Origin of the sequence: Rhizobium esperanzae (assembly GCF_002204185.1) — a bacterium.
Classification (GTDB): Bacteria; Pseudomonadota; Alphaproteobacteria; order Rhizobiales; family Rhizobiaceae; genus Rhizobium; species Rhizobium esperanzae.
Window position 1 is genome coordinate 90261 of record NZ_MXPU01000018.1, and the last position, 16379, is coordinate 106639.

A 16379-nucleotide genomic window follows, 5' to 3' on the forward strand; every position below is an offset into this window, starting at 1 on the left:
GCCAGATCAGGCATGGTGAGGGAGTCTCCCGCCTGAGCTGGTCCACCCGACGAGGCCCCAGCAATATTCAATCTCGACGTCAGAGAGCTGCGGAAACATGCTCACCATCAGTTGGCGCAGGCGAAATGTACACCGCGCGATCACGCGCAGGAGCGCATCGAGCCGTGGAATTGGTTGAAATGTGACTCGGAAGTCTGTTGTCCCAGCTCGGTGCTATCGGTGAAGGATTCAACATCTTTCCACTCCTAGAATCTGGGACGCGGCGGCCTGACGGTAAAGGGCCGATGCGTCAGCGGCAGGCGCTTGCCGCATGCCTACCTCCTCGCGAACAGCAGATCGCCCGGAATCTGCTGCCGCTGCTCTCGCACGGTTTGGCGACCGCGCTTAAGCCGACGAGAACGGGTTCAAAAGTCAGCGATGATCATGGCTTGCCGCAAGACCTTTTGACGCTGCGGAGCAACCGGCACCCCTTAGCGCCCACCCTATGTCCGCAAATTGCCAACACCGTTAGCGTGTGCTGACTATCATCTCGTGCGGTCCAGCTTATTCTTTGGCCCTCGGATAAGCCGATAAGGGCAGTGCCTATGGGCGTCAGTACGGATATCTTTCCCTCGGAAATGTCGGCATCTTCCGGAAACACAAGCGTTACTGTGCGCTGAGTCCCGGCATCGGATTCATATTCGATCGTCGAGCCCATCCGGGCGACCTTTTCAGGGATTGAGCCGTCCGGAACCACGCGTGCGCGTTCGAGCTCAAGAAGAAGGCCATCTGAAATTTCGGGAAGGCGATCAGCCACGGCGAGCGCAAGTTTGTTCAATCGCCGGTAATCCGTGTCGCCAATTGCGATTGGAGGCTTTCGTAGGGTCTGGCTTTGTGCTTTCATTCTTTGCTTCTCCTGATTCAGTTTACCGCGACCCGTGGAGCGGCGGCGGCCGGCGGTATCTGGTTGTTTGCCCACGCCTCGCCCTGCAGGATCGCAATCACCTCGTCGGGGGATCGCGCCAGCCGAAGTTCCTCTCGGAAGAGAGGCACCCGGACGAGACGAAACAGTTGGGACAGCGCCGGCAGAAACGTGTGGACCTTCGAGCGCGGCCAAAGGATTGTGAAGACAAGATCGACGGGGTCGAGGTCGGGACTTTTGAAATTTATCGGAGGAGCCAATCGCGTAAACCAGGTCACAGGCGACGAGATGGGTTGCACGAACGCGTGTGGGACAGCGATGCCGCGGCCAATCGCGGTTGAGCCGAGCCTCTCTCGCAGCCAAATGGCGCGAAGAACCATCCGCGGGTCAAGTGCGGTTCGCCGCGCAATTTTTGCAGCGATCTTGGAGAGCGCGGAATGCTTGCCCTTGGTCACAAGGTCAAGACTCACATTTTCTGCCGGAAGGTTTTCGAACATCATCATCGTCGCCTCTTAGCCGAGCATGCGAGCACGATCGCAGTGCATTCACTGCATCCGGGTCTCGCATTTTGATTGAAAACTGGCTACCCGGACGCGGCGCCAGTGGAGCTCGCGTCCGGGTCAGAGGCCTGCTTTGAGGCGTTGGGGCTCTCGCCGTGTCACGACAATATTCATGATAAGTTGAACATGGGGATTGAATCGTCGAAATCAAGCTCGGCCCCCGGAACGCCTTGGCCCTGCCACAGCGTTTCATTCTGACCGATCACTCAGCGGATCCGGCGGGCTGCTTCTCCTTGCCGCCCATTGCATCGAAGTTCGACGGCGACTTCTAAGGCGCACCCCTCGTCCGCCTCTGCATCATCGTGTCGGCTGCTTCTCGACGAATCTTGGTAGCCATAGAGACAAATGGCCGCTGCCAGCAGCATCAGGATCATGCCGAACATCCCCGCCGCAGACAAAGCCTCGCCAGCGATCATAACGCCGACGGCGACAGCAACGATGGGTGAGACGAACGCAAAGCTGCCCGCCCGGGCGGGTCCGATGTCACGGATAAGCTGAAGATAGATGCTGTAACCGATCAGCGATCCGAAGAGGACGAGGAACAGCCAACTCGCGACTGCCTGCCAATTCCACGGTGCCTGCAGACTTGCGGTTGCTTCGGGCTCGAAGACCAGTGAACTCAAAAACAGACCTCCACCTCCGATGAGTGTCGTGCAGCCGGATACGAAGGTGCTGCCGTAACGGGTGATAAGCGGCCTGGCCAAGACGGATCCCCAGGCCGACGATACTGCACTCCAGCTGATCGCAAGAAGTCCAACAATGCCGGCGGTGCCGGAAAGGCTGGTAAATTCGAGTGTGGGTGAAAACAGGCATGAGAGGCCGATCATGCCGATGATCATCGCAAAGGCCCGGGCGCCACTCCAGCGTTCCTCGCCCAGCAATATTCCGAACCCGAGAAGAGCCAGAGGCGTCAGTGACATTTCGATCACGGCGGCTGTCCCGGATGCAACGAACTGCATACCCCAAACCAGCGGACCGTAGCAGAGTGTGATCATCAACAGGCTTGCAAAGACAAGCCTGACCAAATCTTCACCGGCCGCAAACGGTATGCGACAGGACCGCAGCGACCAGCCTGAGAGCAGAAGGCCGGCGCAAAGAAACCTGGTCGCCGCGAACATCATCGGCGGCACGGTTTCGATACCGGTCTTGACGGCGATCCACGTCAGACCCCAGACGAGGCAAAGAATGAGGAACTTGATCACGTTATTGCGAGGAGACATAGAGGGGCCCTTGCTCTGTAACGAGTAAACAATATTTATACCGTTACAATCTGGCGACCTGCTTTTTGTTCCGAACCATGGCCTCATCAATATTCGACATGCGTCTGAGCGGCGGCCATCCTGCCCTTGAACTGGTAAATACCGTCGACAGCCGCCGCGGCCGTTGGGGGCCCGATTTCCTGCGGTCGTTCGATGACGTGCTGGCGTTCGTTGAAAGGCTTCAGCTCATCGATGCAAGGGGATTGGCAAGTTTGAGGGAACGCGCAGCGGTCGATCCCGGCAAGGCAGAAGACGCTCTGGCGAATTTGATAAGGCTTAGAGAAACTATCTACACCCTATTCATTGCCGAGGATACCGATGCTCCTTATCCCGAGCCAGCATTGAGTACAGTGGTAGAAATGGCGAGAGCAGGCCGCGCAAGACAGACCCTCCTAAAGTCAAATCAGAACTTCGTCTGGGCACTCCCCTTTGACGATCTGTCCGATATTTTTCACCTATTCGCTATCGCTGCTACTGATCTATTGACCAAACGGAGCGGTCGCCGTCGCGTGCGTGAGTGCAAGGGCGATAACTGCGGTTGGCTCTTCGTTGATCGTTCAAAGGGTGGTCGGCGGCGATGGTGCTCGGAGGCAAGTTGCGGGGTACACAGCCGAGTGAAGCGTTTTCGCGCCCACGGCGACGACCGTTGATGATGGCCGTGAGTTCATCAGTATAGGAAGCCTTGAGCGCCCCGCAGATCGGCAGATTGACGGAGGCGCGAGTGGTAAAAATCGAGCTAGCACCAGGAAGATGCTGCGGCGCCTTTCCCCGACGCGTTCGAGCATAATGCGCGCCATCTGAAGCGCGTTGAGCTCCCGTTCGGCCGGCCGACGGCGGTATCCTTGGTTCCATGCCGGTAGGCAGGCAAACGCCTTCTCACCGCCACTCTCCGGTTCCACGGCGTCGGGCCGGCGACCGGAGAAGATGTCAAAACTCGGGATCGAGACGGTGCTGCTCTCAAGGCAGGGGCGATCTGATACTTCCGGCATAATTGATCTGGTTTAGGAAATCGGGCGAAAGGGCTAAGCAAATATACTTCGGCATAATAGCGAGGGTGCCCCAGGCAGAGTTAACCTCGCAACGGCCCTAAAAGAAACGCCCTCCCATCACGGGCCGACTTGCCGCGCCGGCGTTTTGCTTGACCGCAAGACCTTCACCCCTGCCGGCGCGGCGCCTCTTAAAGCATGAAACCGCATTGCCGAGCTTTGCTCTTCGCGGAACTGCCCTGACAACATGCGCTGGAACCTCAGTCGGAGGAAGATCCGCAGAGATGCGACCGCCTCAATAATCCGAAGCATAGGCTCGTTGACATGAGAGGAAAGTCGGTGAAGCTTGATTGGATCTGCGATGCCTGCACCTCAGATGGTATTCGGGCAGCATCGAAGCGAGCGGTGTGCCATGGACGACACGGTCAAAGATGCGCAGAAGACCAGGAAGATGTTCGGACGGAAGCGCGCTCTCGCTTCCATCGGCCAGCAGACTTCGACTGACCTTCGGTACCACGATCCACAATCCTCCTGGAGTGACGGCGATCGCATCTTTGCACGAGAGCTGATCCGGAGCGACAACGGCGCATCAAAAGCCGTTCTGAGGGTGCAGCTCGCAGCCGAACATCCCGGTCGAACCAGCCTCGACAGACTGGCCCACGAATATCGCCTGAAAGACGAACTCGACCGGGAGTGGGCAGCCAAACCGCTGGATTTCAAAACCGAAAATGGTCGTACCGTGCTCGTCCTCGAAGATTGCGGCGGCGTGCCCCTTCCGCAGTTGATGGGACGGCACAGCCGTGGCATGGCCGGCGAACTCACTGTCTTTTTGCGTCTTGCCAAGGGCATTGCGGCGGCAGTCGGCAAGGCTCACGGATGCGGCCTCATTCACAGGGACATCAAGCCGGCGAATATACTGGCGGACGAGGCGGAAGGGCGAGTCCGTCTCACGGGCTTCGGAGTGGCCTCGCATCTTTCTCGTGAGCGCCAGGCCGCCGAGCCCCCTGAGGTCATTGCTGGCAGCCTCGCATATATGGCGCCCGAACAGACCGGGCGCATGAACCGATCGGCTGACTCGCGTAGTGACCTCTACGCCATCGGCATCACGCTCTACGAAATGATCACCGGCCAGTTGCCGTTCACTGCTTCGGAGCCGATGGAATGGGTGCACTGCCACGTTGCCAGGCGACCGGTGCCGCCGTCCGAGCGTGTAAGAGAGCTGCCAGGCGTTATCTCGGCAATGGTGATGAAGCTGCTCGCCAAGAACGCAGAGGAACGCTACCAGACGGCCGCCGGCCTAGAGGCGGATTTGCGACGTGCCCTCGTCGAGAGCGAGAAGTATGGGCGGATCGCAGATTTTCCGCTCGGCACGCGCGATGTGCCGGACAGACTGGTGATTCCCGAGCGGCCTTACGGTCGCGAACGCGAGATCGCCGCCCTAACCTCCGCATTCGACGGGGTCGTCGCAGGCGCTGGGCCGACGCTGGTGCTGGTTTCGGGTCATGCCGGCGTAGGCAAATCCATGGTCGTGAATGAGCTCCACCGCGCGCTCGTGCCGCCGCGTGGGCTGTTTGCCTCCGGCAAATTCGACCAGAACCAGCGTCACATTCCTTATGCGAGCGTAGCGCAGGCCCTGCAAGGCCTCGTCCGAGTGCTGCTGGGCAAGAGTGAAGCGGAACTCGCGCCCTGGCGCGCTGCTTTAACTGAGGAACTGGGCGCGAGCGGTCGGCTGATAGTAACGCTTATTCCGGAACTTGAATCTCTCATCGGCCGACTTCCAGCGGTCGCGGATCTGCCGCCTCAGGACGCCAAACGCCGCTTTCACTTGAACATCAGGCGCCTACTGCGAGTGTTTGCCACAGCAGAACATCCGCTCACGCTGTTTCTAGACGATCTCCAATGGCTGGACGCAGCAACGCTCGATCTGCTTGAAGATTTGTGCACCCAGCAGGATATGCATCACCTGCTGCTCATTGGCGCCTATCGCGACAACGAAGTATCGTCCACCCATCCGCTGATCCGCCGGCTGACAGCGATCCGGGAGGCCGGTGCCCAAGTGCATGAAATCGTACTGACACCGCTTAGGCTCGAAGATCTGACCCGGATGGTGGCCGACGCTCTTCATTGCGGAAGCAAGCGTGCCCAGCCGCTTGCACGGCTAGTGCACAAGAAGAGCGGAGGCAATCCCTTCTTCGCGCTCCAGTTCCTGAGCACGCTGCCGGACGAAGGCCTGCTCGAATTCAATCGCGAACAGACGCACTGGGATTGGGATCTCGATCGCATACGAGCCAAAGGCTATACCGATAACGTCGTGGATCTTATGCTAAGCAAGCTGCGGCGCCTGCCCGATACCACGCAGACTGCCCTGAACACGCTAGCATGCCTCGGCAATCACGCGGCGGTTGACACCCTGGCTATGATCAGGAGCGAAAATCACGACGCGGTTCATGCGGCCTTTTGGGCTGCGGCGCGGGCCGGACTCGTGCTGCTTGAAGAGGGGTCATCATACCGCTTCCTGCACGATCGTGTTCAGGAGGCCGCGTATGGGCTGATCCCTGAAGATGAGCGGGCGGCATCGCATCTTTCGATTGGCCGCCTTCTGCTCATGCATACACCGCCGGAGGCACTCGAGGAGAATATTTTCGAGATTGTCGGCCAACTCAACTGCGGCGGCGCGCTCATTGCGCCCGGTGAAGAGCGCGAGCGTCTCGCGAACTTGAACCTGCTTGCCACTCGCCGCGCCAAGGCGTCGGCTGCATACGAATCGGCGCTTGCCTATGCCCGCACGGGTGCGGCTTACCTGCCGGACGATGCCTGGGAGCGCCGATACGAACTCGCTTTCACGCTCGAACTCCACAGGGCTGAATGCGAATTCTTGACCGGCTCACCGGCGGAGGCGCAGGCCCGCCTCGCGGAACTGGCAAGCCGAGCCACCAGCCTCGCCGATCTGGCCCGCGTCACGCGCCTGCGCGTCGACCTTTTCATGAGCCTTGGTCGAAGCGATCAAGCCATCATATTCGGCCTCGACTACCTGCACCGGGTCGGCATTTCGTGGTCGTCCCACCCGACCAGGAGCCAGGTGCGCCAGGAATACGCGCGGCTTTGGCGACAACTCGGGGGCCGCCCTATCGAAGCGCTGCTTAACTCGCCCCCTATGGCGGACCCGGTCGCGCTCGCGACCATGGACGTTCTGACTTCACTTGTTACTCCGGCCCTGTTTACCAACGAGAATCTGCGCTGCCTCGTTATCGGGCGAATGGGCAACATCAGCCTTAAGCACGGCAACAGCGACACCTCGCCTTATGCCTTCACTGCTGTGGGCACGGTGCTCGGGCCCTATTTTGGCAACTATGAAGCCGGTTTTCGGTTCGGCCTGCTCGGTCTGGACCTGACGGAACAGCCTGGAATGGAACGCCTGAAGGCACGGGTCTACCTCGCCTTCGGCAACCTTGCGAAATCGTCGTCGCGTCACGTCCGCACCGGCCGTGCGCTTGCGCAGCGCGTATTCGAAACGGCACAGCAGGTCGGCGATCTCACCTACGCCGTCTTGAGCCGGAATAACCTTGTGACTTATCTTCTGGCCGCTGGCGAGCCCCTCTCGCAGGTTCAGCGCGATGCGGAAGCCGGTCTGGAATTCGCGCGTCAGGCCGGCTTCGGAGTCGCCGTCGGTTTCATCAGCGGGCAGCTCCAACTCATCCGAACGCTTCGCGGGCTGACGCCAATCTTCGGATGCTTCAACGATGAAGGATTCGACGAGCAGCAATTCGAACTTAAGACCGACGGCAAGCCGGGTAGTTGCCTGTACTGGATCCGAAAACTACAGGCATGTGTATTTGCAGGGGATACCTCCACAGCACTTTCGGCAGCGGCGAAAGCAGAAAGCCTCCTCTGGATGACTCCCGCTATTTTCGAGCGGGCGGAATATCACTTCTACACCGGCCTTTCTTTGGCCTCTGCTTTAGAAGGATCGACTACCGAAACAGCTCTTTATCGCAGGGCCATACGCGCTCACCGCCGGCAGCTCGACACTTGGGCCGCGCACTGTCCGGAGAATTTCGCAAGCCGCGCAACATTGCTTGGCGCAGAGATCGCCCGCTTGGGAAGCCGTGAGTTGCATGCCGAGCGCCTCTATGAACAGGCGATCCAGTTGGCGAATGCGCACGCGCTCCCACACGATGAAGCGATCGCGTATGAGCGCGCTTCCGCCTTTTACCGGGCGCGCGGCTTTGATCAGATTGCTCGCCTCTATCTTCAAAACGCCCGTCGCTGTTATCTCAGGTGGGGAGCCGACGGCAAGGTGCGGCAGCTCGAGGAAACCTATCCCCAACTGCGGGATGGACAATCGGCACCGGCTGCAACAAGCACGATCGAAGCGCCGATCGAGCATCTCGACCTCGCCACCGTCATCAAGGTGTCGCAAGCGGTCTCCAGCGAAATCGTCGTCGAGAAGCTGATCGATACGGTGCTGCGGATGGCCGTCGAGCAGGCGGGAGCCGAACGTGGCCTTCTGATACTGTCGCGTGACGGCGAACCGCGGATTGCCGCTGAGGCAACGATCCGCGGCGAAGCGGTCCTCATAGAGCTGCGCAATGAGGCCATCACCGGCGTGATGCCGGAAGCAGTTCTCAATTACGTCCTGCGTATGCGGGAAACCGTCAGCCTCGATGATGCGTCGGCTGAAAACGCCTTTGCGGCCGATCCCTATATCCGCCATCGCGCGGCCAGATCCATTCTCTGTTTGCCGCTGATCAATCATGCGAAGCTGATCGGTGCGCTGTATCTGGAAAACACACTGGCGGGCCATGTCTTCGCGCCGGGGCGTATTCCGGTGTTGAAGCTGATCGCCTCGCAAGCCGCCAGCACGCTCGAAATCACCGGACTTTACCGCGACCTGGCAGAACGTGAAGCGCGAATAGGCCGGCTTGTCGAAGCGAACATCATCGGAATTTTTATCCGAGATATCGGCGGCCGGATAATCGAAGCCAACGAGGCGTTCCTGCAAATGCTGGGCTACCGCCGTGACGAACTCTTGGCGGGTCAGCTCCTCGATAAAGAGCTGACACCGCCGGAATGGCGCGAACGTGACGCCGAAGCCGAAGCCGAGTTGAGAGTGACGGGCAGCGTCCGCCCCTTTGAAAAGGTGTACCAGCGAAAGGACGGCGGTCACGTACCTGTGATGATCGGTGAGGCAAGCTTCGAGGGGGCCGGGAGCGAGGCCGTGGCATTCGTGCTCGACCTGTCCGAGAGCAAGAAAGCAGAGGAGAGGCTGCGAGCAGGCGAAACTCGCTTTCGGACCTTCGTCGACCATGCCACCGATGCCTTTTTCCTCCATACCGACGATCTAACCGTCATAGACGTCAACCGCCAAGCCTGTGAAAGCCTCGGTTACAGCCGGGAGGAATTGATTGGCATGCACCCGCGCGACTTTGACGGAGCTATCGACGAAAGGGCGCTTGCGACCTTGGTGGATCGCGTCGACGCAGGACAGCCAATGACTTTCGAAACGCTCCACCGGCGTAAGGACGGAACAACGTTTCCGGTCGAGGTTCGGGTCGGCAAATTCCGACAGGACGAGCAATGGTTTCGTCTTTCGCTGGCGCGTGACATCACCGACCGCAGGCAGGCCGAGGATGCTATTCAGCTTGCGCGAGCAGAACTTGCTCATGTAAGCAGGCTGACCACGATGGGTGAACTTGTAGCCTCCATCGCCCACGAGGTCAGACAGCCGCTCACCGGACTGGTCAGCAGCGGCAATGCCTGCCTTCGTTATCTCGGCGCGGATCCCCGTGACATCGTCTCCGCCCGTCGTGCCATCGAGCGCATGATCAGCGACGCTTTTCGCGCATCCGAGGTCATCGATCGGATTCGGGCAATGGCGAGGAAATCACCCGAACGCAGGGACCGGCTGAACGTCAACGATATCGTGTCCGAGACGATTGCGCTGGTGTCCACGGACCTCGAACGCAGTGCGGTGTCGCTTCGCACAAACCTCTCCGACGGCTTGCCCCCGATCGTAGGGGACCAAGTGCAAATCCAGCAGGTGATCCTGAACCTTATCATGAACGCCAACGACGCCATGGCGGCGATGCCAAAAGGAGCGCGCGAACTCATCGTAAGCACTGAAAAGGCAGCTCCCAATACCGTTTTAGTGGCAGTCCGCGACAGCGGCCCTATTCTCGACCTGGCGAAGATCGGCGATATATTCGAGGCGTTCTACAGTACCAAACCCAAGGGTATGGGCATGGGCCTGACGATCAGTCGTTCGATCATAGAGGCTCACAAGGGCCAACTCTGGGCCACGCCAAACGCGCCCCACGGTGCCATTTTTCAGTTTACATTACCAACCGAGGAGAAATAATGGATCCATGTCCGGGGCGCCGCCTGACCGGCGCAAAATTTGGGGACATGGATGAAGGAGATTGTCTACATCATTGATGATGACGCATCTGTCCGCGAAGGCCTCGGCGATCTCCTGCGCTCGGTTGGACTTGAGGTACTGACATTCGCTTCCAGCCAGGAGTTTTTGGATAGCAAGCGACCTGACGTTCCGGGCTGCATCATTCTCGATGTAAGGCTGCCGGGGCGGAGCGGCCTGGAATTTCAGAGCATGCTCACTTCCCTTGGAATTGAGCTTCCGGTCATTTTCATCAGTGCCCACAGCGACATTCCGATCTCTGTGCGGGCGATGAAAGCCGGCGCTATCGAATTCCTGACGAAGCCGCTGCGCGAGCAGGAATTGCTCGATGCCGCCTATGCCGGGATCGAGCGCGATTGCGCTCGCAGGCAGGAAGTCGCGCTCATTGCCGAGCTTCGGTCCCGCTATGATTCGTTGACGCCGCGCGAGCGCGAGATCATGAACCTGGTGGTCGCGGGCAGCGTCAACAAGCAAATCGCTGCTCAAGTGGGCCTGAGCGAGGTGACCGTCAAGGTTCATCGCGGCCACGTCATGCAGAAGATGCAGGCGAGATCTCTCGTTGACCTGGTCCGGATGGCGGACGGCCTCGGATTGTCGACGAAGCCGTCGTGGGTCAGGTAGGCTCACGCATCTAGACCAAAGTATCGGGCGTCCGCCATGGATGGATAGTCGGGGCGCCAATTCGGCGAGTCGCTTATCAAATTGGGCAATACGCTCCGAAGGCCCCCGGCTTTATCCTCTTACCAGCTGAAAAACTTGCAGAGACAGGACGGACGTTATCGGGTCTAGGTGCAAAGAATTTGCACCGGTCCGCGGGTACCTACCATTGGACGGACGCTCATCATGTTGACGCAACGCGAGTAACCGAAAGACCAAGGAAAGGTATCATTCATGCAAAACCAGAGATACGCCCTGCAGAAGAACCTCAACATCTACTGGACGGTAATCGATACGGTTTCAGACCGAAAGGCTCTCGTCAATGGCTTCGTTATGGACATGCTTACCGCCGACGAGGCCGAAGAATTGGTCAACACGCTGAACCGTGCAGAATCCCATGCTATCCTTGCGCCCGCCCAGAGGGAGCACCACGATCAAAGACGACAGTAACTGTTCGATTGCCATCCAGCCGACCCCTCGTCCTATAGACTGTGACGGGAGGACGATAGAGGGCGCTGACACTCTAAAGGTCCCTCGGTGTTGCGGTCGACGATGCCGAGCGCCTCGATGCCCATGAGCTTGGCGGTCGCGAAGAGTTCTTCCGCCGAGCTTGCGCCGCGAAGGAACGAAAAATGCGTGGTGACCTGCAGTTCGGCGTAACGCATCACGCAAACACCCCGTGCAGGAACCATTTGCGCGATCCGGTGTCGACGTCGACGCCATCGCCGGAGCGGAAAATCCAGAAGCGCTCGCCGGCCTCATCCTCGACCACGAAATAGTCGCGGACCGCGACCCATTCGGAGCTGCGCTGCCACCATTCCCCGAATATCCGCTCCGGGCCGTCGGCGCGCTTTACCCGGCGCCGCTTTCCGCGCCAGGTGAAGGAGACCGGCGGATAAGGCAGCAGGGCAATCACCTCGATCGCTTCCGGATTTGGCAAGAGCCGCGACGGCCGCGGCCAATGGAGCGGCCAGGTGGCGCCGCACTCTTCGGCCGTCGGTGCGATCCGCTGGACACTGCGCTCAGGCACGTCGCTTGCCACCGGCGCAACGCGAAAAATCCGCTGACCGCCGCGGTTTCCCAGCACGTCGATCAGCGGCGTCACATCGGTCACCTGTTCTTCGATCAGGGAGGAGGCTGACTGCATCTCGACGAGCGGCTCGGCGGCGATTGCCGCGAGGCTCAGCTTCTCGATGCCGAAGCCCGGCTCGATCTTCTCGATCCGGTCGCGGAAGAGTTTTGTCAGCCAGGCGATATCTCGGACGGGCTTGGCCGTGCCGGCCCGCAGCGGCTGGATTGTGCTGTCGACACGGTGGACGATCAGGTCGGCGCGCCGCACGCCAAGTCCTCGCTTCTCCAGCTCCAGACAGAGCTGCCGCACCAGGCGGCTCACATATTTCTCGATCGTCTCCGGTGCGCCGATCGGTTCGGCAAAGGATCTTTGGACCTCGACAAGGTCCGCCGGCCGGATCGGATCGATGGGCTCGGCGAGCCGGCCGAACATCTGGTCGAGGCGGCGCCCGACCTCCGGCCCGAACCGCAGCGTCAGCGGTGCCCGCGGCGCGACCGCCAGATCACCGACGGTGGCAAAGCCGAGGGTGCGGAGGCTCCCGACGATCTTGGCGGGCAGCCGCAGTGAGGATAGTGGCAGACGGTTGACCGCCTTGGCGGTGTCGCCGCGCGGGATAATGACGGTCTCGTGATCCGTGGATCGGGCGAGCGCGTGCGCCGCGCCCCAAGTGTCGGCGATCGCCGCGCGCGCCGCGAGACCCCGGGCACGGAAGCGGTTGACGAGACCGGAGAGCATCAGGTCCTCGCCGCCCTGCAGGTGATCGGCGCCTTCGGTATCCATGACGATACCGGCGGGAGGATCCATGGCAACCACGGGAGAATATTGCGACAAGGCCCAAAGCGTCAGCCGTTCCAGTGTCGCGAGGTCGGCCGCCGGATCGGCATCCACCATCGTCAATCCCTGAACCAGCGCCTGCGCCTTGGCGGCCGGCATGCCAACCCGCAAGCCCAGTTTGTGCGCTGCCCCGTCGGCCGCCGCCACCCATCGCTTCGACCCGCTCCTGGCGATCACCACCAGCGGCGTGTCAGGTGATAGCGAAGGATCGGCCCGCCTGATCCGGTCGGTCGGCAGTGTCGGAAGAAAGACAGATACGACCCTGGCCATCACATGCTCCGATAATGAATTCTCCTCCCTCGCCTGCCCTGACCCCCATCAGTTCTGCCAGCCAGCGCGCGCGGCCGACGCCCGGCACGGGATCACGCGATCGGGGTGAAGGCCGACCTGGGCAAGTGCTGGAAAGAAAAGATCGAAGCGGGTGGGGCACCAGACCACCTTGCCGGTGGTCCGGGCCGCGATACCGCCGATGAAGAGAGCCGCGGCCGCGCCGTCGATCGCACCGTTCCCGCCGCCGGCGACTTCATGCAGGGCACCAAAGGCCAGGCCGCCTCCTGGCAGCTGCGCATCGATCTCGCTCACCCCGAACGGCAGAACACTGCGGCGGCGCGAGCCCGCTCCTTCCAGGCTGGCGATTTTCTCGCGCAACTCGTCGAGAACGGCATTCGAAGTGGCGACTGATGTAGTCATGATCTCCTTGATGGCACCCGTTTTGACTTGAGAAAATGCGGTATGTTCTTTATTTGTTCTCAAAGCCAAAACGAGTCAATGCACAGCAAGCGCGCCCAAGTTGAGCGGGGCGCGGACCTGACGGATTCCATAAACGGATTCAATTCGATGGCTGAATTGGGAATTATTTCACATGGTCCGACCAGGCCGGTTGAGTGATCTGACACTGAAGGATTATCGTGAGCCGGTTATCGAATTCAGCTGCCGGCGATGTGACCGCCATGGCTCGCTCGAGCGCAAGCTGTTGGTGAAAGCGTTTGGCGCCGATGTGAGCTTCGCGGTACTCCGCCGGCGGATGGCCATGGGCTGCGAGCGCATGCAAGCGCCGGAGAGTGACAAATGCGGCGCGCGCTTCCCATGTCTGGGGGACACAGATGGTCCTGATGGAAGCCAGGCATGACAAACGATGAAGGTCAGGAGCGTCCGCGCAAGATCATCCATGTCGATATGGATGCCTATTACGCGTCGGTCGAGCAGCGCGATAATCCCGAGTTGCGCGGCAAGCCGATTGCCGTCGGTGGATCTGCCGCTCGCGGCGTGGTCGCGGCGGCGAGCTACGAGGCGCGCAAATTCGGCGTTCACTCCGCCATGCCATCGGTCACCGCCAAGCGCAAATGCCCGGACCTCATCTTCGTGCCGCCGCGCTTTGATGTCTACAAGGCGGTGTCGCAGCAGATCCGCGAGATATTTGCCGAATACACGCCAATGATCGAGCCATTGTCACTCGATGAGGCCTATCTCGATGTCACGCACAATCTCAAGGGCATGGAGATCGCCACCGAGATTGCGCTGGAGATCCGCGCCAGGATCAAAGCGGTCACCGGCCTCAACGCCTCGGCCGGCGTCTCCTACAACAAGTTCCTCGCCAAGATGGCGAGCGATCTCAACAAGCCCAACGGCCAAGCGGTCATTACGCCGCGAAATGGGCCGGCTTTCGTCGAGGCCCTTCCCGTTAAGAAATTCCATGGCATCGGCCCGGCGACGGCGGAAAAGATGCACCGGCTCGGGATAGATACCGGCGCCGACCTCAAGGGAAAGACGCTCGAATTCCTGGTCGAGCATTTCGGGAAGCCCGGTCCCTATTTTTACGGCATTGCCCGCGGCATCGATGAGCGCCAGGTCAAGCCGAATCGGGTGCGCAAATCCGTCGGAGCCGAAGATACCTTCTCGCAGGACCTCCACGCTTACGAGCCGGCCCGCGAGGCGCTTCAGCCGCTGATCGAAAAGGTGTGGGGTTATTGCGAGGCCAATGGGATCGGCGCCAAGACGGTGACGCTCAAGGTCAAATATGCCGATTTCAACCAGATCACCCGCAGCAAGACCGTTCCCATTCCTCTAGCCGCGATCGCCGATCTGGAGGAGATCGTCGGCCTGCTGCTGGCGCCGATCTTTCCGCCCCGAAAGGGCATTCGTCTGCTTGGCGTCTCGCTGTCGTCGCTCGAAAGGCGCGCGGCCGGAACGGAACCGCAACTGCGGTTGGCGCTTTAGATCGCGAGCATCGGCTGGGTAGGCTCGCAGGCGCGGCGCTTGACCCGGAAGGTGCCCGCCGGCAGCGGCCGCAGGATTTCCTCTTCGGGGACAACTCCATCGAGCCAGTCTATGCGCTGGTCGCGTGTCAGCACCGCCATCTGCCGATCGTGAATAGGCGCGATGTCGGCATTCGCCTCGATGGTCAGGATGGCATAAGCTTCCGGCCAATCCTCAGTCGCCGGCCGCCAGATCCCCGCGAGATAGAACCAGTCGCCGTTGGCGAGCGAAAAGCTGAAGCTCTTGTGGCGAAATTCCGAGGCCGGGACCAGGCAGCGGTGGCTCGGAAACGTTCGCCCTTCCGAGCGGACGACGTTAACGGCGCGCGGGCCGCCGTCGCGGGGTCGCAGCCCCCATGGCAGCTCCACCATCTCCACATCGCCGTCATGGCGCCTGATGACACCGCGGTCGTCGAGCGGGGCATCGGACTGGAAAGCGGTCGCGTTCATTATGGATGGAACATATCAGGAACACGCACATTAGACAAGGCTGATGGATAATCCTGTTCGGTTCGCTGAACTGCTAAACTCCGTGCATGCGCGCCGGCGAGACCGAACTTCAGATGGTCATGCGACACGTTCTAGATGGCGCCGCGTCGCGCGGCAAACTTTACTTATCAAAAGGCCGGTCGCGCTCCGCCTGCCAACAAGGCAAGCCGAGGAACTCCTCGTCCTGCTGGAAGACATTCAATCCGGGCATATATTGCACCTGCAGCGCCTCGGTGGTGCGGTAATGGGACCCCCCGCGAAGGGAAGAGCGATGTGCAATGACTATCGCCTGATGGTGGATGTCGCCTCGGTTGTCGAGGATTTCGCCGACCTCAAGATCAAGATCCGCTTCGGCGAAGGCGCGCCGAACCTCGAAGCGCGCGAGGACATCAAGATTACCGATATCGGCCCGATCGTCAGAACGATCGACGGAAGCCGTGACGAGGGAGAGCTCGTGCAGCGGCGCTGGAGCTGGCCGGGACCGAACAAGCGGCCGGTCTATAATTTCCGCTCGGAAGGACGGGAGTTCACCTCCAATCGGTGCCTGATCATTGCCGATGGCTTTTACGAGTTCACCGATCCGAAGGACCCTAAAAAGAAGCGCAAGGACAAATGGCTGTTCACGAAAAAGGACGAGCCGATCTTCTGCATTGCCGGCATCTGGCGCGACACGCCGGACGTCGGTCAGGCCTTCACCATGCTGACGATGGAACCGGATCCAGACATCGCGCCCTACCACGATCGGCAGATTGTTATCCTGGAACGCGGCTCCTGGGCCGACTGGCTCGATCCATCGGTTTCTGCGAAGTCGCTGATCAGGCCGCTTTCCGCGGGCACCCTCGCTGTAGAACAGGTCGGGTAATCCCGGCGCGGCAGCAATATTGCCTCGCTCCGTCTCGCAGCAAAACGGTTTGCTTGCCGTTTTCACAACGTCCCCAGAGAGACCAAGTC

The 16379-nt window shown here is 60.4% G+C and carries 12 protein-coding genes and 2 pseudogenes; 7 read left to right on the forward strand and 7 right to left on the reverse strand.

Annotated elements, in window-relative coordinates; all coding sequences use genetic code 11:
• Positions 1–421: 421 nt before the first annotated feature.
• The 3 genes from rnk to B5E41_RS23760 all read right to left on the reverse strand — a co-directional run bounded on the left by rnk (position 422) and on the right by B5E41_RS23760 (position 2768).
• Positions 422–883, reverse strand: a complete 462-nt coding sequence (gene rnk, locus B5E41_RS23750; RefSeq protein ID WP_088396316.1) for a nucleoside diphosphate kinase regulator — start codon at positions 881–883, stop codon at positions 422–424.
• A gap of 17 nt (positions 884–900) precedes the next feature.
• Positions 901–1404: a PTS sugar transporter subunit IIA gene (locus B5E41_RS23755; RefSeq protein ID WP_088396317.1), complete on the reverse strand. Its 504-nt coding sequence runs from the start codon at positions 1402–1404 to the stop codon at positions 901–903.
• A 263-nt stretch (positions 1405–1667) separates the two neighbouring features.
• Positions 1668–2768 carry a DMT family transporter gene (locus tag B5E41_RS23760; RefSeq protein WP_245303141.1) on the reverse strand — a complete coding sequence of 367 codons (1101 nt, stop codon included), beginning with the start codon at positions 2766–2768 and terminating at the stop codon, positions 1668–1670.
• Between B5E41_RS23760 and B5E41_RS23765 the strand changes: the two genes are divergently transcribed.
• The 4 genes from B5E41_RS23765 to B5E41_RS23785 all read left to right on the forward strand — a co-directional run bounded on the left by B5E41_RS23765 (position 2759) and on the right by B5E41_RS23785 (position 11228).
• A complete protein-coding gene (locus tag B5E41_RS23765; RefSeq protein WP_088396319.1) occupies positions 2759–3370 on the forward strand; it encodes a CGNR zinc finger domain-containing protein in 612 nt (203 codons plus the stop codon). The genes B5E41_RS23760 and B5E41_RS23765 overlap by 10 nt on opposite strands.
• 748 nt (positions 3371–4118) lie before the next feature.
• The gene (locus B5E41_RS23775; protein ID WP_088396320.1) at positions 4119–10064 is read left to right on the forward strand and encodes an AAA family ATPase; all 5946 of its coding nucleotides are present in this window, start codon (positions 4119–4121) and stop codon (positions 10062–10064) included.
• A gap of 51 nt (positions 10065–10115) precedes the next feature.
• A complete protein-coding gene (locus tag B5E41_RS23780) occupies positions 10116–10742 on the forward strand; it encodes a response regulator transcription factor (RefSeq protein WP_010004392.1) in 627 nt (208 codons plus the stop codon).
• Between the two features lie 270 nt (positions 10743–11012).
• Positions 11013–11228, forward strand: coding sequence for a hypothetical protein (locus B5E41_RS23785; RefSeq protein WP_088396321.1), 216 nt, complete (start codon positions 11013–11015; stop codon positions 11226–11228).
• Positions 11229–11314: 86 nt separating this feature from the next.
• Here the strand turns inward: B5E41_RS23785 and B5E41_RS23790 are convergent.
• The 3 genes and pseudogenes from B5E41_RS23790 to B5E41_RS23800 all read right to left on the reverse strand — a co-directional run.
• Positions 11315–11443: pseudogene (locus tag B5E41_RS23790) on the reverse strand (DNA polymerase III subunit alpha); the annotation flags it as partial.
• On the reverse strand, positions 11443–12954 hold the full coding sequence (locus tag B5E41_RS23795; RefSeq protein ID WP_176439470.1) for a Y-family DNA polymerase: 1512 nt from the start codon (positions 12952–12954) through the stop codon (positions 11443–11445). The gene B5E41_RS23795 and the pseudogene B5E41_RS23790, both read right to left, overlap by 1 nt.
• Positions 12875–13374: pseudogene (locus tag B5E41_RS23800) on the reverse strand (ImuA family protein). The gene B5E41_RS23795 and the pseudogene B5E41_RS23800 overlap by 80 nt, the downstream one beginning before the upstream one ends.
• 172 nt (positions 13375–13546) lie before the next feature.
• On the opposite strand from B5E41_RS23800, the gene B5E41_RS32370 reads away from it, so the two are divergent.
• Entirely contained in the window at positions 13547–13813 is a 267-nt protein-coding gene (locus B5E41_RS32370; RefSeq protein ID WP_088396323.1) for a hypothetical protein, read from the forward strand.
• Positions 13810–14901 (forward strand): DNA polymerase IV, encoded by a 1092-nt coding sequence (gene dinB, locus B5E41_RS23810; RefSeq protein ID WP_088396324.1) that lies wholly within the window; start codon positions 13810–13812, stop codon positions 14899–14901. The genes B5E41_RS32370 and dinB overlap by 4 nt, the downstream gene beginning before the upstream one ends.
• Here the strand turns inward: dinB and B5E41_RS23815 are convergent.
• Positions 14898–15392 carry an SOS response-associated peptidase family protein gene (locus B5E41_RS23815; RefSeq protein ID WP_176439473.1) on the reverse strand — a complete coding sequence of 165 codons (495 nt, stop codon included), beginning with the start codon at positions 15390–15392 and terminating at the stop codon, positions 14898–14900. The genes dinB and B5E41_RS23815 overlap by 4 nt on opposite strands.
• Positions 15393–15699: 307 nt before the next feature.
• Here B5E41_RS23815 and B5E41_RS23820 point away from each other — a divergent pair, with 307 nt between their 5' ends.
• Entirely contained in the window at positions 15700–16290 is a 591-nt protein-coding gene (locus tag B5E41_RS23820) for an SOS response-associated peptidase (RefSeq protein WP_088396326.1), read from the forward strand.
• Positions 16291–16379: the final 89 nt, after the last annotated feature.

Coding starts and splice junctions, on each gene's coding strand:
- rnk (WP_088396316.1), bottom strand. CDS start 883: ATGAAAGCACAAAGCCAGACCCTACGAAAGCCTCCAATCGCAATTGGC.
- B5E41_RS23755 (WP_088396317.1), bottom strand. CDS start 1,404: ATGATGATGTTCGAAAACCTTCCGGCAGAAAATGTGAGTCTTGACCTT.
- B5E41_RS23765 (WP_088396319.1), top strand. CDS start 2,759: ATGGCCTCATCAATATTCGACATGCGTCTGAGCGGCGGCCATCCTGCC.
- B5E41_RS23760 (WP_245303141.1), bottom strand. CDS start 2,768: ATGAGGCCATGGTTCGGAACAAAAAGCAGGTCGCCAGATTGTAACGGT.
- B5E41_RS23775 (WP_088396320.1), top strand. CDS start 4,119: ATGGACGACACGGTCAAAGATGCGCAGAAGACCAGGAAGATGTTCGGA.
- B5E41_RS23780 (WP_010004392.1), top strand. CDS start 10,116: ATGAAGGAGATTGTCTACATCATTGATGATGACGCATCTGTCCGCGAA.
- B5E41_RS23785 (WP_088396321.1), top strand. CDS start 11,013: ATGCAAAACCAGAGATACGCCCTGCAGAAGAACCTCAACATCTACTGG.
- B5E41_RS23795 (WP_176439470.1), bottom strand. CDS start 12,954: ATGGCCAGGGTCGTATCTGTCTTTCTTCCGACACTGCCGACCGACCGG.
- B5E41_RS32370 (WP_088396323.1), top strand. CDS start 13,547: ATGGTCCGACCAGGCCGGTTGAGTGATCTGACACTGAAGGATTATCGT.
- dinB (WP_088396324.1), top strand. CDS start 13,810: ATGACAAACGATGAAGGTCAGGAGCGTCCGCGCAAGATCATCCATGTC.
- B5E41_RS23820 (WP_088396326.1), top strand. CDS start 15,700: ATGTGCAATGACTATCGCCTGATGGTGGATGTCGCCTCGGTTGTCGAG.